General features: G+C 53.9%; 14 protein-coding genes. 4 read left to right on the top strand and 10 right to left on the bottom strand.

All coding sequences use genetic code 11. The annotated features are described in order from the left end of the window. Positions 1-74: 74 nt before the first annotated feature. Both aroA and serC read right to left on the bottom strand, forming a co-directional pair. Positions 75-1358 carry a 3-phosphoshikimate 1-carboxyvinyltransferase gene (gene aroA / locus F3J26_RS19435; protein ID WP_166995566.1) on the bottom strand — a complete coding sequence of 428 codons (1284 nt, stop codon included), beginning with the start codon at positions 1356-1358 and terminating at the stop codon, positions 75-77. A 77-nt stretch (positions 1359-1435) separates the two neighbouring features. Beyond that, positions 1436-2521, bottom strand: a complete 1086-nt coding sequence (gene serC, locus F3J26_RS19430; protein ID WP_166995492.1) for a 3-phosphoserine/phosphohydroxythreonine transaminase — start codon at positions 2519-2521, stop codon at positions 1436-1438. 338 nt (positions 2522-2859) lie between these two features. Between serC and ycaO the strand changes: the two genes are divergently transcribed. From ycaO to pflA, 4 genes are all read left to right on the top strand, one after another. Continuing rightward, positions 2860-4623 (top strand): 30S ribosomal protein S12 methylthiotransferase accessory factor YcaO, encoded by a 1764-nt coding sequence (gene ycaO, locus F3J26_RS19425; protein ID WP_008461170.1) that lies wholly within the window; start codon positions 2860-2862, stop codon positions 4621-4623. 401 nt (positions 4624-5024) lie between these two features. Continuing rightward, positions 5025-5882, top strand: coding sequence for a formate transporter FocA (gene focA / locus F3J26_RS19420; RefSeq protein WP_008461168.1), 858 nt, complete (start codon positions 5025-5027; stop codon positions 5880-5882). Positions 5883-5932: 50 nt separating this feature from the next. Beyond that, complete coding sequence (gene pflB / locus F3J26_RS19415; protein ID WP_008461167.1) at positions 5933-8215, top strand: formate C-acetyltransferase; 2283 nt, start codon at positions 5933-5935, stop codon at positions 8213-8215. A gap of 194 nt (positions 8216-8409) precedes the next feature. Then, positions 8410-9150 carry a pyruvate formate lyase 1-activating protein gene (gene pflA, locus F3J26_RS19410; protein WP_008461164.1) on the top strand — a complete coding sequence of 247 codons (741 nt, stop codon included), beginning with the start codon at positions 8410-8412 and terminating at the stop codon, positions 9148-9150. A 131-nt stretch (positions 9151-9281) separates the two neighbouring features. On the opposite strand, the gene F3J26_RS19405 is transcribed toward pflA, so the two are convergent. The 8 genes from F3J26_RS19405 to F3J26_RS19370 form a co-directional block, all read right to left on the bottom strand. Continuing rightward, on the bottom strand, positions 9282-10430 hold the full coding sequence (locus F3J26_RS19405; protein ID WP_008461162.1) for an MFS transporter: 1149 nt from the start codon (positions 10428-10430) through the stop codon (positions 9282-9284). Positions 10431-10726: 296 nt separating this feature from the next. Beyond that, positions 10727-11587: a dimethyl sulfoxide reductase anchor subunit family protein gene (locus tag F3J26_RS19400; RefSeq protein ID WP_166995490.1), complete on the bottom strand. Its 861-nt coding sequence runs from the start codon at positions 11585-11587 to the stop codon at positions 10727-10729. A 1-nt stretch (position 11588) separates the two neighbouring features. After that, the gene (locus tag F3J26_RS19395; RefSeq protein ID WP_008461158.1) at positions 11589-12206 is read right to left on the bottom strand and encodes a DMSO/selenate family reductase complex B subunit; all 618 of its coding nucleotides are present in this window, start codon (positions 12204-12206) and stop codon (positions 11589-11591) included. 10 nt (positions 12207-12216) lie between these two features. Further along, positions 12217-14658, bottom strand: coding sequence for a dimethylsulfoxide reductase subunit A (dmsA, locus tag F3J26_RS19390; RefSeq protein ID WP_166995488.1), 2442 nt, complete (start codon positions 14656-14658; stop codon positions 12217-12219). A gap of 345 nt (positions 14659-15003) precedes the next feature. Continuing rightward, positions 15004-16296 (bottom strand): serine--tRNA ligase, encoded by a 1293-nt coding sequence (gene serS, locus F3J26_RS19385; RefSeq protein WP_166995486.1) that lies wholly within the window; start codon positions 16294-16296, stop codon positions 15004-15006. A 94-nt stretch (positions 16297-16390) separates the two neighbouring features. After that, positions 16391-17734, bottom strand: coding sequence for an AAA family ATPase (locus tag F3J26_RS19380; RefSeq protein ID WP_166995484.1), 1344 nt, complete (start codon positions 17732-17734; stop codon positions 16391-16393). An 8-nt stretch (positions 17735-17742) separates the two neighbouring features. Continuing rightward, positions 17743-18354 (bottom strand): outer membrane lipoprotein periplasmic chaperone LolA, encoded by a 612-nt coding sequence (gene lolA, locus F3J26_RS19375; protein WP_166995483.1) that lies wholly within the window; start codon positions 18352-18354, stop codon positions 17743-17745. A 175-nt stretch (positions 18355-18529) separates the two neighbouring features. Continuing rightward, positions 18530-22243 (bottom strand): DNA translocase FtsK 4TM domain-containing protein, encoded by a 3714-nt coding sequence (locus F3J26_RS19370; protein WP_166995481.1) that lies wholly within the window; start codon positions 22241-22243, stop codon positions 18530-18532. Between the last annotated feature and the right edge of the window lie 20 nt (positions 22244-22263).

Genomic DNA, 22263 nt, shown 5'->3' with positions numbered 1-22263 from the left:
AATTGCGCAACGGGCGTTGTAAGGAATCGTAGAGAGAAAGAAAAACCGCATCAGACGATGCGGTTTTACAAACGTTATACAGGCGTACTGATGCGAGCTAACTGCTCGAAATAATCAGGGAAGGTTTTTGCCGTGCAGCCTGGGTCAAGAATCGTCACTGGCGTATCGGATAACGCCACCAGCGAGAAACACATCGCCATACGGTGATCGTTGTAAGTGCCGATTTCAGCAAACGTCAGCTTAGCCGGTGGCGTAACGCTAATATAGTCTTCGCCCTCTTCAACTTCTGCACCGACTTTTCGTAATTCCGTCGCCATTGCGCTCAGGCGATCGGTCTCTTTTACGCGCCAGTTATAGATGTTACGCAGCGTGGTCGAGCCTTTAGCAAACAGGGCCGCGGTCGCGATAGTCATTGCCGCATCCGGGATATGGTTCATATCCATGTCGATAGCATTTAGCTCACCACGTTCACAGGTAATGAAGTCATCGCCCCAGGTCACTTTCGCGCCCATTTTCTCAAGTACATCAGCAAAGCGAATATCGCCCTGCACGCTGTTCCGCCCGATGCCGGTAACCTTGACCACGCCACCTTTAATTGCCCCAGCGGCCAGGAAGTAAGAGGCGGAGGAGGCATCACCTTCTACCAGGTAAGCCCCTGGGGATTGATACTGCTGTGCGCCGCGAATAAGGAAACTGCGATAGTCGCGGTTTTCAACTTCCACGCCGAAAGTTTTCATCAGATGCAGCGTGATATCGATATAAGGTTTGGAAACCAGCTCGCCTTTAATGGTGATTTCAGTGTCATGTGCAGCCAGAGGTGCGGTCATCAGTAGCGCGGTCAGGAACTGGCTGGATACGCTGCCGTCCACTTCAACCTTGCCGCCGCCAAAGCCGCCACGCAGACGCAGCGGCGGGTAATTTTCTTGCTCAAGGTACTCAATGTTCGCTCCCCCCTGGCGCAGCGCATCGACAAGATGGCCGATTGGGCGCTCTTTCATGCGCGGCTCGCCGGTCAGCACAATGTTGTTACTGCCGAGGCACAACGCTGCAGCCAGCGGACGCATAGCGGTGCCAGCATTCCCTAAAAAGAGTTCCAGCTCACCTTGTGCCTGCAGAGGGCCGGCCACGCCGGTGACTTCACAACGGGTACGATCCGCCGAAAGCGTATAGCTCACGCCCAACGCCTTCAGTGCGTTAAGCATATGGCGGACATCATCGCTATCCAGCAAATTGGTCAGCACCGTGGTGCCATTGGCCAGCGCGGCCAGGAGCAGCGCGCGGTTAGACACGCTTTTTGAACCTGGCATATTAATGGTGCCGTCGACCAGCGCGATGGGTTGTAACGTCAGGGATTCCAGCATGGGAAAAATACTCTCAACTCAAACAGAATAAAAACCCCGCAGACGGGCCGCGGGGCGAAGTGCTACTGCATTAATTAACCGTGGCGACGCTCGAAGTCCACCATGAAGTCAGTCAACGCTTTGACGCCATCGAGCGGCATCGCGTTGTAAATCGAGGCGCGCATCCCCCCCACAACGCGGTGACCTTTCAGGGAATGCAGGCCCGCAGCGAAGGACTCGTCAAGGAACACTTTGTCCAGCGCGCTATCCGCAAGTTGGAACGGGACGTTCATCCGGGAGCGGTTAGAAGCCGCAACATCGTTACGATAGAAATCGCTGTTATCAATCACGCCGTACAGCAACTCAGCCTTGGCCTGGTTGATACGATCCATCGAGGCAACGCCGCCCTGCTCTTTCAGCCATTTAAAGACCAGGCCTGCAAGATACCAGGCAAAAGTCGGCGGCGTGTTAAACATTGAGTCATTATCGTTCAGCACGGTGTAATCGATAATCGATGGACACGCTTTGTGCGCCTTGCCTAGCAGATCTTCACGAACAACAACCAGCGTCAGGCCGGCAGGGCCGATGTTTTTCTGTGCGCCAGCATAGATAACGCCGAAACGGCTAACGTCGATAGGGCGAGACAAAATAGTAGAAGAGAAATCGGCGGCAACAACGGTATCACCAAAATCTGGGGTTTCATCGATTGAGATACCGTCAATTGTCTCGTTCGGACAATAGTGCAGAAATGCGCTGTTATCAGATACCAGCCATTCACTCATTGGCTTGATAGCACGTTTACCGTCCACGGTGATTTTTACGTCATGGGCAACCGGCTGGCAGTATTTTTTCGCTTCTTTAATTGCGCTATTTGCCCAGTAGCCGCCGTCAATGTAGTCGGCCGTGGTTTTGTCACCGAGAATATTCAGCGGCACGCCTGCAAACTGACCGCGCCCGCCGCCGTGGCAGAATAAAACTTTATAGTTGGAGGGGATTTGCAGCAGATCGCGAAAATCTTTTTCCGCCTCTTCAGCGACCTGAATAAATTCTTTACCACGGTGGCTAATTTCCATTACGGAAGTACCCAGACCGTGCCAGTCGCACAGCTCCTGTTGTGCACGACGAAGTACTTCAGCCGGCAGCATCGCCGGACCAGAACTAAAATTGTATACCTGTGTCATTTCCCCTCACCACGCCTCGAGCAATAAGTTTTTATTACATTATCGGTTTTATCATTCAGCGGCGCAGTGTTGCAATGGTTAATCCCTCGCGGAAGACCAATGTGAGCAAAATCACACAACACAATCTTCCGGCAAGCGAAAAAACTGCCCGATTTCCGACGGCAAGGCAATACGACGGACATGCCCAATGGCGGCCAGTCATTTTACTACCATAACCGCGAGTTACTGTAAGCAGGCATAGCCTGTTATGCTAGCGTCGCCTGCACCGTGCGGAGGATAGCGTCTGCCCGGTAAAACCCGTATCATTGCGCGTTTTGCGTACCATTAAAGTGAACCCCATGACCCAGACATTTATCCCCGGCAAAGATGCCGCCCTGGAAGACTCCATCGCTCGCTTCCAGAAAAAGCTGACCGACCTCGGTTTTAATATCGAAGAAGCCTCCTGGCTTAACCCGGTACCCAACGTTTGGTCGGTGCATATCCGCGACAAAGACAGCGCCCTGTGCTTCACCAACGGTAAAGGTGCGACCAAAAAAGCCGCGCTGGCATCCGCGCTGGGTGAATATTTTGAACGTCTGTCGACTAACTACTTCTTCGCCGACTTCTGGCTGGGCGATACGATTGCGAACGGCCCGTTCGTGCATTACCCGAACGAGAAATGGTTCCCGCTGCCGGAAGATGACCAACTGCCTGAGGGCATCCTCGACGATCGTCTGCGCGCTTTCTACGACCCGGAAAACGAAGTCGGCGCCGGGATGCTGATCGATCTGCAGTCCGGGAACGAAGAGCGCGGTATTTGTGCTCTGCCGTTCACCCGCCAGTCAGACCTGCAAACTGTTTATATCCCGATGAACATCATTGGTAACCTGTACGTCTCCAACGGCATGTCTGCGGGCAACACGGCTAATGAAGCACGGGTCCAGGGTCTGTCTGAAGTCTTCGAGCGTCATATCAAAAACCGCATTATCGCAGAAAGCATCAGCCTGCCAGAGATCCCACAGGATGTGCTGGCCCGCTATCCGGGCGTCGTGGAGTCCATTAAAACGCTTGAAGCTGAAGGCTTCCCTATTTTTGCGTACGACGGTTCTCTGGGCGGTAAGTACCCGGTTATCTGCGTCGTGCTGTTCAATCCGGCCAACGGAACCTGTTTCGCTTCCTTCGGCGCGCACCCTGATTTTGGCGTAGCGCTGGAGCGTACCGTCACCGAGCTGCTGCAGGGGCGCGGTCTGAAAGATCTGGATGTCTTTACGCCGCCAACCTTCGATGATGAAGAAGTCGCTGAACACGCGAACCTGGAAACACACTTCATCGATTCCAGCGGCCTGATTTCATGGGATATGTTCAAGCAGGATGCAGATTACCCGTTTGCTGACTGGAGCTTTGCTGGCACAACGGAAGAAGAGTTCGCTACCCTGATGGCTATCTTCAAGTCGGAAGATAAAGAAGTGTATATCGCCGACTACGAGCATTTAGACGTTTACGCCTGCCGTATTATCGTCCCAGGCATGTCTGATATTTACCCTGCCGACGACCTGCTGCTGGCCAACAACAGCATGGGCAGCCACCTGCGTGAAACAATTCTTGCGCTGCCGGACAGCGAATGGGAGCAGCAAGACTACCTCGATCTGATTGCCCAACTGGACGACGAAGGCCACGATGATTTCACCCGCGTGCGTGAATTACTGGGCCTGGCTACCGGGAAAGATAACGGCTGGTACACGCTGCGCATTGGCGAACTGAAAGCCATGCTGGCGCTAGCGGGCGGCGATCTTGAGCAGGCACTGATCTGGACCGAATGGACCATGGAGTTCAACGCTTCCATCTTTAGTCCTGAGCGTGCCAACTACTACCGCTGCCTGCAAACTCTGCTTCTGTTGTCACAGGAAGAAGAGCGCGAGCCTCTGCAATACCTGAACGCTTTCGTCCGTATGTACGGGGCTGAAGCCGTGGATGCCGCCAGCGCGGCAATGAGCGGTGAAGCGGCCTTCTATGGGCTGCAGCCAGTGGATAAAGATCTGAAAGCTTTCCCGGCGCATCAGGCGCTGCTGGCCGCGTACGAAAAATTACAGCGCGCTAAAGCCAAATATTGGCAGGTAAAGTAATTTCCTGACAACTTCCTGGTGCGCACGGCACCTTGTCTGAGCTATATTACGGGGCGCTTTTTGCGCCCCTTTTTATTATTGAAACAATAATAATTTATTATGTAATTTTTTGGTTAACTTCAGGTAAATAGTTATTTTTTGACAGCGGCAATAATGTTATCAAAATATAAAAATACCCCATTATAATTAACCAATTTCGCCTAAGGGAGATGCTTAATTCAATTTTATCTATAATTATTAAAATTTATTTTTTCATTTACAATCAATAAATTAAGATGAAAAACAGGTAAAGACCTGCTTTTTCAGTGCCTATTAGCTTGGCGAGATATGATCCACATCAATTTTTACTCTATAATGCTTTGTTAGTATCTCCTCGCCGAATTAAATAAGAGAGAGTTAGTGTGAAAGCTGACAACCCTTTTGATCTAGTACTTCCACCAGCGATGGCAAAAATTGCCGAAGATGCTGGCGTCTATAAAGCAACGAAACAACCGCTAACGACCTTTTACTTAGCGATTACCGCCGGCGTCTTCATTTCGATTGCCTTCGTGTTCTACATCACCGCCACCACAGGCACATCCACGATCCCGTTTGGGATTGCCAAGCTGATTGGCGGCACATGCTTCTCACTGGGTTTAATTCTTTGCGTTATCTGCGGTGCTGACCTTTTCACCTCCACCGTGCTTATCGTCGTAGCCAAAGCCAGCGGCCGTATCACTTGGGGCCAGCTACTGCGTAACTGGGCTAACGTCTACATCGGTAACCTGATCGGTGCTCTACTCTTTGTGCTGCTGATCTGGCTGTCCGGCATGTATATGACCGCCAACGGCGCATGGGGACTGAATGTCCTGCAAACCGCAGATCATAAAATGCACCACACATTTGTTGAGGCCGTCTGCCTTGGCATTCTGGCAAACCTGATGGTGTGTCTCGCCGTCTGGATGAGCTACTCCGGCCGCAGCCTGATGGACAAAATGTTTGCTATGATCCTTCCGGTTGCCATGTTTGTTGCCAGCGGCTTTGAGCACAGCATCGCAAATATGTTCATGATCCCGATGGCTATCGTGGTTCGTGACTTTGCCAGCCCGGAATTCTGGACCGCCGTAGGGTCTTCTCCGGCAAGTTTCTCGCATCTGACCGTGCTGAACTTCATCACCGATAACCTGATTCCAGTCACCATCGGAAACATCATCGGCGGAGGTTTACTGGTTGGGTTGACATACTGGGTAATTTATCTGCGCGGTGGCGACAAGCACTAAGCTCCGTCAGTACGCAGGTTTAAGAACTCCACATTAAAGGTAGGTGTTACATGTCCGAGCAAAATGAAAAGTTAGCCACAGCCTGGGAAGGTTTTGCTAAAGGCGACTGGCAGAATGAAGTTAACGTCCGTGACTTTATTCAGAAAAACTACACCCCGTACGAGGGTGACGAGTCCTTCCTGGCAGGTGCTACCGACGCAACTACCAAACTGTGGGACAGCGTGATGGAAGGCATCAAACTGGAAAACAGCACTCACGCGCCAGTTGACTTCGATACCGACCTCGCGTCTACCATCACCGCTCACGATGCGGGCTACATCAACAAGTCCCTCGAAACTATCGTGGGTCTGCAGACCGATGCTCCTCTGAAACGCGCCATCATTCCTTTCGGCGGCATCAAAATGGTCGAAGGATCTTGCAAAGTATACGGTCGCGAACTCGACCCAATGCTGAAAAAGATCTTCACCGAATACCGCAAAACCCACAACCAGGGCGTGTTTGACGTTTACACCAAAGACATCCTGAACTGCCGTAAATCCGGTGTTATTACCGGTCTGCCAGATGCCTATGGCCGTGGCCGTATCATCGGTGACTACCGTCGCGTTGCGCTGTACGGTATCGACTATCTGATGAAAGACAAGTTCGCTCAGTTCAACTCACTGCAAACCAAACTGGAAAACGGTGAAGATCTGGAAGCAACTATCCGTCTGCGTGAAGAAATCTCCGAACAGCACCGCGCGCTGGGTCAGATCAAAGAGATGGCCGCCAAATATGGCTACGACATCTCCGGTCCTGCTACCAACGCTCAGGAAGCTATTCAGTGGACTTACTTCGGCTACCTGGCTGCGGTTAAATCTCAGAACGGCGCTGCAATGTCCTTCGGTCGCGTATCCACCTTCCTGGATGCTTACATCGAGCGCGACATCAAAGCAGGCAAAATCAACGAGCAAGACGCTCAGGAAATGATTGACCACCTGGTCATGAAACTGCGTATGGTTCGCTTCCTGCGTACCCCTGAATATGATGAGCTGTTCTCCGGCGACCCAATCTGGGCAACCGAATCTATCGGCGGTATGGGCGTTGATGGCCGTACTCTGGTGACCAAAAACAGCTTCCGCTTCCTGAACACCCTGTACACCATGGGGCCTTCTCCGGAGCCAAACATCACCATCCTGTGGTCTGAAAAACTGCCACTGAACTTCAAAAAATACGCGGCTAAAGTCTCCATCGATACCTCTTCTCTGCAGTACGAGAATGACGATCTGATGCGCCCTGACTTCAACAACGATGACTACGCTATCGCATGCTGCGTAAGCCCGATGATCGTTGGTAAGCAAATGCAGTTCTTCGGGGCTCGTGCAAACCTGGCGAAAACCATGCTGTACGCTATCAACGGCGGCGTTGATGAAAAACTGAAAATGCAGGTTGGTCCTAAAGAAGCCCCCATCACTGCCGACGTTCTGGACTACGACAATGTGTTGGATCGTCTGGATCACTTCATGGACTGGCTGGCTAAACAGTACGTTACCGCGCTGAACATCATTCACTACATGCATGATAAATACAGCTACGAAGCGTCTCTGATGGCTCTGCACGACCGTGACGTTGTTCGCACCATGGCTTGTGGTATCGCTGGCCTGTCCGTTGCGGCTGACTCCCTGTCTGCAATCAAATACGCGAAAGTGAAACCTATCCGTGACGAAGACGGTCTGGCTATCGACTTCGAAATCGAAGGTGAATATCCACAGTTCGGTAACAACGATCCTCGCGTAGATGACATCGCCGTTGACCTGGTAGAACGTTTCATGAAGAAAATTCAGAAACTGACCACCTACCGTGGCGCTATCGCGACCCAGTCTGTTCTGACCATCACCTCTAACGTGGTTTATGGTAAGAAAACCGGTAACACCCCAGACGGTCGTCGTGCAGGTACTCCGTTCGGTCCAGGCGCTAACCCAATGCACGGTCGTGACCAGAAAGGTGCTGTTGCCTCTCTGACTTCCGTTGCTAAACTGCCGTTTGCCTACGCGAAAGATGGTATCTCTTATACCTTCTCCATCGTGCCAAACGCGCTGGGTAAAGACGATGACGTGCGTAAAACCAACCTTGCAGGTCTGATGGATGGTTACTTCCACCACGAAGCAAACATCGAAGGTGGTCAGCACCTGAACGTCAACGTAATGAACCGTGAAATGCTGCTGGATGCGATGGAAAACCCTGAGAAATATCCTCAGCTGACCATTCGCGTATCCGGTTATGCCGTTCGTTTCAACTCGCTGACTAAAGAGCAGCAGCAGGACGTTATTACCCGTACCTTCACTCAGTCCATCTAATTCCTTGTCAGACTGAAGAAGCGTACTATATAAAGGCTCCACTCCCGTGGGGCCTTTTTACTCACCTCCCTACCCTCAGCCTGCTTTGCCAGCTATCTATACTCTGGGTATCTGTCAAAACAGACTTAACACAGCCGGCTTGAGCTGTGCATGACACAGGCCCTGGACGGGCCACATCTGGAGAGATCACCGCAATGTCAGCAATCGGACGAATTCACTCTTTTGAATCCTGCGGTACCGTGGACGGCCCCGGTATCCGTTTTATCACCTTCTTTCAGGGCTGCCTGATGCGCTGCCTTTACTGCCACAACCGCGACACCTGGGACACCCACGGTGGCAAAGAAGTGACGGTAGAAGAGCTGATGAAAGAAGTTGTTACCTATCGCCACTTCATGAATGCCTCGGGCGGCGGCGTTACCGCATCCGGTGGCGAAGCTATTCTGCAGGCCGAGTTCGTACGTGACTGGTTCCGCGCCTGCCGTAAAGAAGGAATTCATACCTGCCTGGACACCAACGGCTTTGTTCGCCGCTACGATCCGGTGATTGATGAACTGCTGGAGGTCACCGATCTGGTAATGCTCGATCTCAAGCAGATGAACGACGAAATCCACCAAAACCTGGTGGGCGTGTCAAACCACCGCACGCTTGAATTTGCGCAATATCTGTCGAAAAAAGACATTAAAGTGTGGATCCGCTACGTTGTTGTACCGGGCTGGTCTGACGATGACGACTCTGCACATCGACTCGGGGAATTTACCCGCGATATGGGCAACGTTGAAAAAATCGAGCTGCTGCCATACCACGAACTGGGCAAACACAAGTGGGTGGCGATGGGCGAAGAATACAAGCTGGATGGCGTGCACCCGCCGAAGAAGGAAACGATGGAGCGGGTGAAAGGTATTCTGGAGCAGTACGGCCATAAAGTGATGTACTGATTCGAACCGTGCTCCCCTCTGTGGGAGCACGTATATTTTTCTTTCGGCTCGCTCACTTCTCAGCAGGGCCTCACATAACTCAACCAGCCACAAACGCCCATGAGATCGGGTCTATAGACGCGGCAAGCTGATTAAGCGTGAGCCACCGGGGTTGGATGATGGCCCGCCTTACGCAGCAGCATCATCAGGTAAACAAATGACACTGCGGCCATCATGATAAACAGCACGTTATCAGAGTAGTTTTGCATCAGCAGCGCAGTCACTGTCGGCCCAATTAAGCTCCCGATGGTGTAGCTCAGCAACAGCGCCTGATTCATCGCCACCAACTGATGACGCTCAATCCTTTCGCAAGCCCATGCCATCGCCACCGGGTAAAGCGTGAAACCAAAAGCCCCCAGAACGAATAGCGCAGGCCCCATGGCGGCGTTGCTGAGCATCGCCAGACAGCCGAGAATCACCACAAACACCTGCACACGCAGCACCAGCAGACGGCCATATTTGTCCGCCAGACGCCCCATAGGCCACTGACCAACAATACCCGCGCTGATCATCAGCGCCATCCAGAAACCAATACCGGAGTCGCTCACGCCCTGATGGTTCAAATACAACGGCATCAGACCATACAGAGAGCCGAGTACGATACCTGACATAATGCAGCCGTTCACGCCCAGTCGAGCCTGGCGCAGACGCAGCATCGGCCAGACCGGCGTGTTATCCCGATGTTCATCCCCATCGCTCACGATATGGGTAAACAGCAATGGTAGAATAGCGGCCAGCACCAGCGCGGTAGCCCAGGGCAGAACGTTCATCAGCTCAGTAGAAAGCTTGCTGACCATCAGTTGGCCCACCACCATCCCGATGTAGTAAACGGTCATATAAGCCGCCAGCAGACGGCCACGGTTGCGGGAAGTCCCGCTGCACATCAGGGCGCTCTCAACCACAACCCAAATCATGGCGCAGCCCACGCCGGCCACAAAGCGCCAGACCATCCAGCTCCAGAAACCAACCATCAGCCCGAGGCCAATACAGCCCACGGCAAAGATAATGGAGGCAAGATAGTAGCTGCGGTTAAACCCGTGGCGCTTAATCACCCATCCGGTAATCAATGTCCCGACCAGGTTGCCGGTAAAGTAGGCGGAGCCCACCATCCCGACCTGCCAGGTAGGAAGATTATCGTGAGCCAGCCAAAGCGGGACGAGCGTGTTTAAAACCGCCATCGCCAGAGTCAGCAGCAAAAGCCCGCAAAGCAGGAGCAATACGGGACGGGTATAGGTGGTCATGGGTATCAAACCGTGAGGAAATCAGGAAATTTGTGCGCATCATGCCACCGGTAAATTGATTGTCAATCCAGCAATAATGGGGGGTATGGAGGGTTTGAGCGGGTACGATTTGAAAAACTTATCCTGCTAATAAGTGACCGGAGTCACGTAAATTGTATCTCGCTGTTTTTGATGCGATATAGCGGGAAGCAGGTCAAAATGAGCAATCAAAAATTTCATGGATATTCAGGTGAAATTTTCTTATGCGAGAAGATGAAAAAGCGCGCCCTCAGACGCGCTTATAACTCGATGAAATGTTAGCTCGCTATCGCCATACCAACCGTCATATGCAGCCCGTAGAAAACGCCGCGACCGATAAGTTCACCTGCAATCATCAAGACCATCGCCAACGTCAGCAGACCGACGCCAGGCCGAGAGCCTTTCAGCTGCGGTACAATCCAGCCGACCAGAGCAATCACCAGCAGAACCATCCGCCCGGCCATCAGCGAACCGTACTCCGGCACCAGCGCAGATGCCTGTTGAATAGAGTTATGCAGCGTAGCCAGTTCCATCCCCTGCATCAGCACAACAACCATGCTAACCAGCAAAGCAAGCAGTGAGACGACAGGCAATATACGCATCCCCCAACCGCTAACCCCGGCTGCAGAAAGCAGCAAATAGCCCAGCAGTGGACCACCGATAAACATCGTCAGGAAGAAGCTCAGCGGCGTCCAGACGCTAAACCAGGTCGGAACTGTGACAATCAGGTAAACCCGACTCATCATCCAGACAAATACCACGCCCAGAATCATGGTGATTACGACCCAGACTTTGCTGAGTGCCTGAGGCATTTTTCCGAGCACGGTCAAAAGCCACCAGAAACCACCCACCGCAAAGAATACCGATCCGCTGGCAATTTCATTGCTCAGCGCTGAACTGCCGAGGCGATTCAGGGAGTTGAACGCTCGCAGCGGCGAACCAAGATGCAGAATTGAGGCAATAAAGCCGATGCCCATCAGGATCCATAGCACCACCATCAGCAATTCGGCGCGTTTGCGAACCGCCCTGTCCTTCACGCCATACAACAGCGCCAATGCCATAACGATAAACCCGCCCGCAACGCACTGGCCTAACACCGTAAAGACCATCAGCGGCCATTCATGCCATCCGTTTCCCATCTCACACCTCCTTCGGGTTGGCCAGATAACCGCTGGTATCCCCACTTGGGCGGCTGTTGGCGTTAGGTTTAATCACGATATTTGGTTTTGTGAAGTGCGATGCAGGCAGCGGCGCAATGGCGGCCTGAGTCCCGTACTTTTTGCGTAATTCGTCGACAGGTGCTAAATCCAGCGCTCGCAACGGGCAGGATTCCACACAAATCGGCTTTTTCCCCTCGGCAACGCGCTCATAACAGCCGTCGCACTTGGTCATGTGGCCTTTCTCTTCGTTGTACTGCGGCGCACCGTACGGACACGCCATATGGCAGTAGCGGCAGCCGATACAAACCTCTTCGTTCACCACCACAAACCCATCTTCCCGCTTGTGCATGGCGCCGCTCGGGCAGACCTTAGTACAGGCCGGATCTTCACAGTGGTTACAGGAGATAGAAAGGTAGTAGGCGAAAACATCCTGGTGGAAAACACCGTTATCTTCCTGCCAGTTACCGCCCGCATATTCATAAATGCGGCGATAGCTAACTTCCGGACTCAGGTTCTTAAAATCCTTGCACGCCAGTTCGCAGGTTTTGCAGCCGGTGCAGCGACTGGAGTCGATATAAAAGCCATATTGGGTTGTCATTTACTGCTCCTTACGCCTTTTCAACCTGGACCAGGTTACTGTGGGATGGGTTGCCTTTTGCCAGCGGTGACGGGCGCTGGGTGGTCAGCACATTGATGCTGCCCCCGCGGTCGACTTTATTGACATCGGGGCTATACCAGGCGCCTTCCCCTAAGGCGACAACGCCAGGAATGATGCGTGGCGTCACTTTGGCGCTAATGCAGACTTCCCCGCGGTCGTTAAAAATACGGACTTCATCACCATTGGCGATGCCGCGCTGTTTTGCATCAAGCGGGTTGATCCACATCTCCTGGCGACAGGCAGCCTTCAGCACGTCAACGTTGCCATAGGTCGAGTGCGTCCGCGCTTTGTAATGGAAGCCGGTTAGCTGCAGCGGCCATTTTTCCGCCAGCGGATCGCCAACGTTCTCAAAACCAGCGCTATACACCGGCAGCGGGTCGATGACATCCCCTTCCGGCAGTTCCCAGGTGGCGGCAATATCCGCAAGCTGAGCGGAATAGATCTCAATTTTCCCTGACGGCGTCGTTAATGGGTTGGCATGGGGATCTTCACGGAAGGCTTTGTAGGCGACGTGATGCCCTTCCGGGTCACGCTTTTTAAACATCCCCAATTGGCGGAACTCATCAAAGCTCGGCAGCTCAGGGATCGCTGCCTGAGATTGAGCATACAGGTGACGCATCCAGCCTTCCTGCGTCCGTCCTTCCGTGAAACGCTGCTCCACACCCATACGCTTCGCCAGTTCGGTCGTCATTTCATAGATGGTTTTGCATTCAAAACGCGGCTTGATGGCCTGTTCAGCAAAAATCACATAAGACATGTTGCCGCAGGAAGCATCGAGGCAGAAATCCATCTGCTCAGAGGCCGTGCAATCCGGCAGAAGAATATCGGCGTATTTCGCAGAGGACGTCATATGGTTGTCGATTACCACGATCATTTCGCATTTTTTATCATCCTGCAGAATGTCGTGCGTGCGGTTGATCTGAGAATGCTGGTTAATCAGGCAATTCCCGGCATAGTTCCAGACCATTTTAATCGGTACATCCAGTTTCTCTTTACCACGCACGCCGTCGCGGGTGGCTGTCATCTGCGCGCCGCGTTCGATGGCATCGGTCCACATAAACATGGAAATACTGGTTTGAACCGGGTTTTCCAGCGTAGGCATTCGCACGAACGGCAGGCTATAAGAGCCTTCACGCGCCCCGCTGTTGCCCCCGTGAATACCGACGTTACCGGTCAGGATAGAAAGCATGGCGATTGCGCGGGAAACCAGCTCGCCGTTGGAGTGACGCTGCGGCCCCCACCCCTGGCTGATAAAGGCCGGTTTAGCACTGCCAATTTCCCGGGCAAGTTTGATAATACGATCGGTCGGAATACCGGTTATCTGCGAAGCCCATTCAGGCGTCTTGGCAATGCCGTCAGCTCCCTGACCCAGGATATAAGCTTTGTAGTGGCCATTGCACGGCGCGCCTGCCGGGAGCGTTTTTTCATCATAACCAACGCAGTATTTGTCCAGAAAGGCCTGATCTACGAGGTTTTCGTCAATCATGACCCACGCCAGTGCGGAAATCAGCGCCGCATCGGTGCCAGGGCGAATAGGGATCCACTCGTCTTCCCGGCCTGCGCCGGTGTCGGTGTAACGTGGGTCAATAATGATCATTCGGGCATTGGACTTTTGGCGAGCCTGTTCGAGGTAATAAGTTACCCCGCCACCGCTCATCCTCGTTTCGCCCGGATTATTGCCGAACAGCACCACCAGCTTGCTGTTTTCAATATCGGATGGGCTGTTGCCGTCCGCCCAGCCGCCGTAGGTATAATTCAGACCGGCGGCAATCTGTGCGGTGGAATAGTCCCCGTAATGATTGAGGTAGCCCCCGCAGCAGTTCATCAGGCGAGCAATCAGCGTGGAACCCGGCGGCCAGGAACGCGTCATGGTTCCACCCAGCGTACCGGTACCGTAGTTCAGATAAATAGCTTCGTTACCATGCTCTTTAATGATGCTCTGCATGCTGTGGGCAATGGTATCAAACGCTTCATCCCAGCTAATGCGCTCGAACTTCCCTTCGCCACGCGCGCCAACGCGTTTCATCGGGTATTTCAGGCGGTCAGCATTATAGACCCGTCGACGCATAGAGCGGCCACGCAGGCAGGCCCGAACCTGGTGTAAACCTTCATAATCGTCATCGCCGGTGTTATCGGTTTCGACATATTTAATTTCGCCATCCACCACATGCATACGCAACGGGCAGCGGCTGCCACAGTTCACCGTACAGGCGCTCCAGACCACTTTTCCACTGCTACCGGGATTAACGGTTTGAGCGGCAAAAGTGAGCCGGGAGAAGGGGAGTGAGAAGGCGCTAGTTGCAGCAGCTAAACCACCGATTGCCGTGGTTTGGACCAGCTTACGACGGCTGACCTCTGCCGCGAGGATCGCGTTAGGGGTTTTATCAGTCATAGTGACCTACTTGTTTTGCTCACAGTTGAAATAAGCCGACAGCGGTCACGCGGGTTGAGAGCCCACATTCCGTTGTGCAGCTAAAGGGTGAAAGGGGTGTCCGGTATATTTTTATTGAAGGATTGACCTGGCCGCGTCACGCCTTGTGAAGCACGGCCGTCAAATGATGATTAGATGTAAGTTTTAATTGAACAATCATCACCCGCTTCCGGTGAGCAATAATACTTCTTTGGGAGTAGGGGTTATTGTCTGGTATCAAGAAAGGCGGTGTTGACGTAAAACCTCGGAATTAGGGTATAAAAAAAGCGCCCTCAGGCGCTTTTTCAATGCATCACAAACGGCGGATTACCCGATGTATTCCAGGCCATTCATGTAAGGACGCAGCACTTCTGGTACCTGAATGCGGCCATCAGCCTGCTGGTAGTTTTCCAGGACGGCGACCAGAGTACGGCCAACTGCCAGACCAGAACCGTTCAGGGTGTGAACCAGGCGAGTTTTCTTGTCTGCTTTACTGCGACAGCGGGCCTGCAGGCGGCGAGCCTGGAAGTCCCAGCAGTTGGAACAGGAAGAGATCTCACGGTACGTATCCTGTGCCGGCAGCCAGACTTCCAGATCGTAAGTTTTGCGCGCACCGAAACCGATATCACCGCTGCAAAGCAGCACTTTACGGTATGGCAGCCCCAGCAGTTGCAGAACCTTCTCCGCGTGGCCGGTCATCTCTTCCAGCGCATCCATAGAGTCTTCAGGGCGAACTATCTGCACCATCTCAACTTTGTCGAACTGGTGCATACGAATCAGCCCGCGAGTATCACGGCCATAGGATCCCGCTTCAGAGCGGAAGCACGGCGTGTGCGCAGTCAGCTTCAGCGGCAGGGAATCTTCGTCGATGATCTCGTCGCGAACCAGGTTGGTCAGCGGCACTTCTGCGGTAGGGATCAGCGCATAGTTGCTGCTGTCCGCTTCTTCTTCCAGCGGACGAGTATGGAACAGGTCACCGCCAAACTTAGGCAACTGGCCGGTACCGTACAGCGTGTCCTGGTTAACCAGATACGGAACATAGTTTTCCATGTAACCGTGCTGCTCGGTGTGCAGATCCAGCATAAACTGGCTCAGCGCACGGTGCATACGCGCCACCTGCCCCTGCATGACTACAAAGCGGGAACCGGTGAGTTTAACCGCCGCAGCGAAGTCCAGGCCTTTTGCCATTTCGCCCAGGGTGACGTGATCGCGCACTTCGAAATCAAATTTACGCGGCTCGCCCCAGCGGCTGACTTCGACGTTTTCGCTGTCGTCTTTGCCCAATGGCACGCAGTCATCAGGAATGTTTGGCAGGGTCAGCGAGATGTCGCGAATGTCTGCCAGCAGAGAATCAAGCTCGTTTTTCGCTGCATCCAGCTCTTCACCCAGCTGGTTAACCTGCAGGCGCAGCGGCTCAATGTCTTCTCCGCGCGCTTTCGCCTGGCCGATGGATTTCGATCGCGAGTTACGTTCAGCCTGCAGATTTTCCGTTTTGACCTGCAGTACTTTACGACGCTCTTCCAGAGAGCGCAGCGTGTCTACATCCAGCTTAAAGCCCCGGCGTGCCAGTTTTTCAGCGACTGCGTCTGGCTCTGTACGCAGCAGATTGGGATCGAGCATGCTTATCCTGTGCTTATCGAATTGAATTTATAGGAGTGCGGCCACAGCCTGCGACCGCTTTGATAGTCTTGCTAACCTTACCGCAACGCCTGCATTAGCGGTAGCGTTTTGTGGGGCTTTTCTGATCCTGCTCGGTCAGCCAGGCTAGCTTTTCGCCAATCTTCCCTTCCAGACCTCTGTTGGTCGGTCGATAGTAGCGAGTTTGCGCCATTTCAGGTGGGAAATAGTCTTCCCCGGCGGCATAGGCATTGGGCTCGTCATGGGCGTAACGGTATTCCTGGCCATAGCCCATTTCTTTCATTAATTTCGTTGGGGCGTTACGCAGATGGACGGGCACGTCATAATCGGGGCGTTCGCGCGCATCCGCCATTGCAGCTTTGAACGCGGTATAAACGGCGTTGCTTTTCGGGGCGCAGGCCAGATAAACAATCGCCTGAGCAATAGCCCTCTCCCCTTCCGCTGGCCCTACGCGGGTGAAGCAATCCCAGGCGGCAATGGCCACCTGCATACCTCTGGGATCCGCGTTACCAACGTCTTCAGAGGCAATCGCCAGTAAGCGCCGCGCAACGTAGAGCGGATCGCCACCTGCGCTAATAATACGCGCGTACCAGTAAAGAGCGGCATCCGGGGCAGAACCGCGAATTGATTTATGTACCGCTGAAATCAGATCGTAAAAACGATCGCCTTTATTATCGAAACGCGCACTGCGTTCACCAGCAATCTCCGTTAGCAATTGGGTTTGCAAAATCCGGTTGCCGCTGGCGTCAACTTCAGCCATATCCGCCATCATTTCGAGCGTATTTAACGCCCGGCGCGCATCGCCGTTAACCAGCTCGGCAATGGCTTTACGCGTTTCGTCCGGCAGGATGATATTTTGCCCGCCGTAGCCCCTGGCTTTATCGTTCATCGCCTGATCGAGCACCAGTTCAATATCCGCCACGGTCAGTGATTTCAGTAGATACACGCGGGCACGGGAAAGCAGCGCCGAGTTGAGCTCAAAAGAAGGGTTTTCGGTTGTCGCACCAATAAAAGTAATGGTGCCGTCTTCGATATGCGGCAGGAAGGCATCCTGCTGGCTTTTGTTGAAGCGGTGAACTTCGTCGACAAAAAGAATGGTGCGGCGCCCGGCATTGCGGTTCTGCCGCGCACGTTCGATGGCCTCACGAATATCTTTCACGCCTGAGGTTACCGCAGAAATACGTTCAACATCCGCGCTGGCATAGCGAGCAATCACTTCGGCGAGGGTTGTTTTACCGGTGCCCGGCGGCCCCCAAAGAATCATGGAATGCAGATGACCTGCTTCAATGGCTCGGGGCAGCGGTTTTCCATCAGCCAGCAGATGCTGCTGGCCGATGTACTGCGCCAGATTTTCTGGCCGCATACGCGCGGCCAGCGGCTGGAAGGTATTCTCTGAAAAATCGAGCGACAGATTGCTCACTCAAGCCTCTACTTACGTTGGTCGTCCACCGTGACGCCTTTTGGCGGGGTGAACGTAAACTTACCGGCATCCACTGCGCCGTTTTGCTGAGCCTTCAAAGTATAGCTGCTGCGCTGGTCATCCTGCTCTACGGCGCTGAACTGATGGATAGTGCCGTCTCGGCCGACGTTGATGGTGAACTGCTTCAGGTTACCCGAGCTGCTTTTTGGCGTCAGCACAAAGTCATCGCCGTTCTGTTTAATGTTGTATTGCTTCCAGTCGCTGGACTGGTTGCGGGCAATCAGCATAAACGGCGTATTGCTGGTGGCGTCTTTTAGCCAGGTAGCCGTAACCTGCTCAACAAACGGGTTGTAGAACCACAGGGTTTTACCGTCGGAAACGAGGATGCTTTCATCGGGCTGAGTCATGTGCCAGTTGAACAGGTTTGGGCGCTTAACCCACAGATCGCCCTGGCCTTCCTGCACGGCAGCGCCGCTACCATCGGTGACTTTCTGGGTGAAGCTGGCGTGGAAGCTGCCAACTTTATCAAGGCGACCCTGCAAATCCCCGGCTGCGTCAGCCCAGGCTCCGGTTGCGGTCAGGCCGGCTAACAGCGCACAGGCAATTACGATTTTTTTCATTATGTTCCCTCTGGATTCATTGACCACCCGACGATGGCACTTCTGCTGCTCACTCTAGTGAAGTCTTCGGCTACCGCAACAGAAGAATAAGCTGATTTTCCGGTAATTTACCCATCTTTGCAAAAAGAGCCGCAGGCGCGGCTCTTTTTGCTCAATGGACTAGCGCTCGGCCGGATTACTCAAACTGAGGTGGCGCAAGAACCTCTCGGTTACCGTTATGCCCCTGTGGGCTCACGATCCCCTGCGCTTCCATCTGCTCCACGATTCTCGCGGCTCGGTTGTAGCCGATACGGAACTGACGCTGCACGCCGGAGATAGATGCTTTGCGTTTCTCTACCACGAAAGCGACAGCCTGATCGAACAGCGGATCCAGCTCTTCGTCACCGTCCATACCGCCGCCACCGCCGTCACCGCTGCCTTCATCATCGGTAATGCCGGTGATGTACTGCGGACGGCCACGTGCTTTCCAGTCCTGCACCACCGCATGCACTTCTTCATCACGCACAAAGGCACCGTGCACACGAATCGGCGTCGTGGAGTTTGGCGCGGAATAAAGCATATCCCCCATGCCGAGAAGTGATTCAGCGCCGCCCTGATCCAGGATTGTGCGTGAGTCAATTTTGCTCGACACCGTAAACGCGATACGGGTTGGGATGTTAGCTTTAATCAGGCCGGTAATGACGTCAACCGATGGACGCTGGGTTGCAAGAACAAGGTGAATACCTGCGGCGCGCGCTTTCTGTGCGAGGCGGGCGATCAGCTCTTCTACTTTTTTGCCTACCGTCATCATCAGGTCGGCAAATTCATCCACCAGCACCACGATATACGGCAGTTTCTCCAGCATCGGGTGGCTCACTTCCATGCTGTCACCAGGTTTCCAGAACGGGTCAGGGATTGGGCGCCCCATGCGCTCAGCTTCCAGCACGCGTTCGTTGTAGCCCGCAAGGTTTCGCACGCCCAGCGCGGACATCAGCTTATAGCGGCGCTCCATCTCGTTCACGCTCCAGCGCAGCGCATTCGCGGCGTCTTTCATATCCGTAACCACTTCGGTCAACAGATGTGGAATGCCTTCATACACCGACAGCTCAAGCATTTTCGGGTCGATCATAATGAAGCGAACATCTTCCGGCGTTGCTTTATACAACATGCTGATGATCATGGCGTTTACGCCAACCGACTTACCGGACCCCGTTGTACCGGCTACCAGCAAGTGAGGCATTTTCGCCAGGTCTGCAACGACAGGCTCACCGCCGATGTCTTTACCCAGAACCACGGTCAACGGAGAGCCGTTGTCGCGGAATTTAGCGCAGTCGAGCACTTCACGCAGATAAACGGTCTGGCGCTTTTTGTTAGGCAACTCAAGGCCTACGTAAGGTTTACCCGGAATAACCTCAACCACACGCACGGCGACGGTGGAGAGCGAACGCGCCAGGTCGCGGGAAAGGTTAGAGATGCGGGCAGCCTTTACACCCGGAGCCAAATCCAGCTCGAAGCGGGTAATGACTGGGCCAGGGGAATAATCCACTACATCCGCTTTAATGCGGTAATCCGCCAGACGCGCTTCAACCAGGCGCGCCATCTGCTCCATTGCAAAGGTATCTACCGGTTCAACCTCAGTTGGAGGAGAAGTCAGTAGATCCAACGACGGCAGCGGCGTGGTCGGTTTCTGAAGCGGGCGATCGTCACCGTTGCGCATCAAGAACGGGTGGATCAGGCTCTCTTTTGGCTCTGGCGCAGCAGGCTGATGCTGAGCCGCCTGAGCATATTGAGAAGGCTGTGCCGCGGGTTGACTGTGCTGAACTGGCTGCGGGGCCGGTTCAAAGCTCGGGGTAAACAGCGGCTCGCTCGGCGTATCATCCACCAGTTCCTTCAACGATGACTGGAAATCAAAGTCGTCAAGAGAGAACGGCGCATTATTCTGCTGTGGCTGCTCGCTATAGCGCTGTTGCTGCTGTGCAGCAAACTGACGCGCAAGTTCTGCCTCTTCCGCCTCGGCCTGCTGTTCTTCAGACCAGCTTTCGTCTTCGTACTCTTCGCCATAGCGCTGCTGTTGCTGGGCCGCAAACTGGCGGGCCAGTTCGTGCTGCTGCAGCGCATCGCCTTCATCGCCGTAATTGTCTTCAGACTGCTGGTTCTCGGCGAGTCTCGCCTGCTCTTCTGCCATTCGCTGGGAAGGCAGTTTTATGCCATAGGACGCCAGTTCACGACGAGTCGGAACGCGTACCCGGTTTGGACGTGGCAGTTGAGGGCCAATACCTTCTTTTACCTGAGGACGTGGCGCATCGCTGGCGATACTGAACACGGGTGAAAATGCTGCCGCTGCAGCCCCAGTTTTTACTGCCTGCTGAATGCCAGATGCAGTCTGCGTTATATCCGGCACTGGCATTTCTGGTGCCAATAACGGCGTGGAAGCGGGCGCAGATGTCGGTATCAAAGGTTGAACCGGTTCCGGGCTAGCGGGTTTTACTGGCGCATAGCTGTAAGGATCAGGCTTTGGCTCATTGACTGGTTGGTACCACGCCGCAAGCTGTTCACGTTCCCGGGCTCGCTTCTCTTCCACTTCTTCAAAGTGGTACATCGGCGGACGAACGTATTTCACCTCTTCTACCGGCTCAGGCACGGACTGTGGTTCAACGGCTGGCTGAGCCACTGGCACAACGGGTTCAGACCAGCTTTGATGCGTCTCAGGAACAACCTGCTGTTGTATGCTTGCCGGGTGCGGCGACGTGTAATGATCCGGTGCAGGCGCAATAACCGGTTCTGGCGTGACCGTTGTCGGTGCCGGTTCCCAGGCAATCGCTGGGGCAGCATGCTCAGCGTCAACGGCAGGTGCCGGTGTTGATACTGGAGGCATTGAAGCAACCGGCGGTACCGGTGCAGCCCACGACTGGTGAACGGTTGTTGCCGCGGCAGCCGCTGCAATAGGCTCAACGGCAGAGTGTCCACTGAACAGCGGATCGTATTCCTGATCTTCTGGCAAAGTCGCTTTATGCCCGGAGAACAGCACATCGTTCGGATCCGCTTCTACACCACGAGCGCTGAACAACACATCGTCTTCAGCGTCATCCATACGCTTGCCGGAGAACAACGCCGCATCCGTTTTGCGACCATTAGGATTAGCAAACTTCTGAGATAAGCGCTGCTTACGCGCAAGCGCCCCGCGTAAAATACGCGCCCGGCGAGATTCGCGTTTCTCAGCAGAAACCCGCGGCGCTTCGTCTTCGTCATGCTCTTCTTCGTATTCGTCCTCATCCTGCCAGGTGTTATCCCGGCGGGTGCGGTTGCTGGCAAAAGTCAGCACGGTCAGCACCGCGCTGCCAAGTTTCTCAGCAATGCTGACCCAGGACCAGCCGGTGAACAGCGTCAGACCAGCAGCCCAAACGCAAAGCAGCGCAATTGTGCCGCCGCTGCTGTTCAACAGCGGCATCATAGCGGTGCTAAGCAAGCTACCCAGCACGCCGCCCGAAGCGAAGTACCAAATATCGTCCGCATTGATGGCCGCCAGGCCACAAGAGGTCAGCACCATCGCAAGTACGCCGATCAGGCGCAGCGAAACGGCAAAATAATCGATGAATTCTTCACTGTCGCGCTGGCGCCAGGTGAACCAGCAGCCCCCGATGATAATCACCGGAATGGTGTAGGCCATCACGCCAAAAATGAAGAACAGCGTATCAGCAAACCACGCTCCCGGCGCACCACCCAGATTATGGATGGGCTCATGCCACGCGGTTTGCGACCAGCTAGGGTCTGAGGGGTTAAAGCTTAGCAAGGCAGCCATCAAATAGATGGCGAATAAGGCAACAAGGATCAGCAACGCCTCGAGTAAACGGCGCCCGCTGCTCAGTTTCCGCAATGTTACTTCTTTATCTTCGGTATATTCCTGGCTCAAGAAAGGCTCTCCAGGTCCTT

Origin of the sequence: Enterobacter sp. Ap-867 (genome assembly GCF_011752855.1) — a bacterium.
Classification (GTDB): Bacteria; Pseudomonadota; Gammaproteobacteria; order Enterobacterales; family Enterobacteriaceae; genus Cedecea.
The sequence above is the reverse complement of the archived record's forward strand: the minus strand, read 5'-3'. Positions and strand labels throughout refer to the sequence as shown.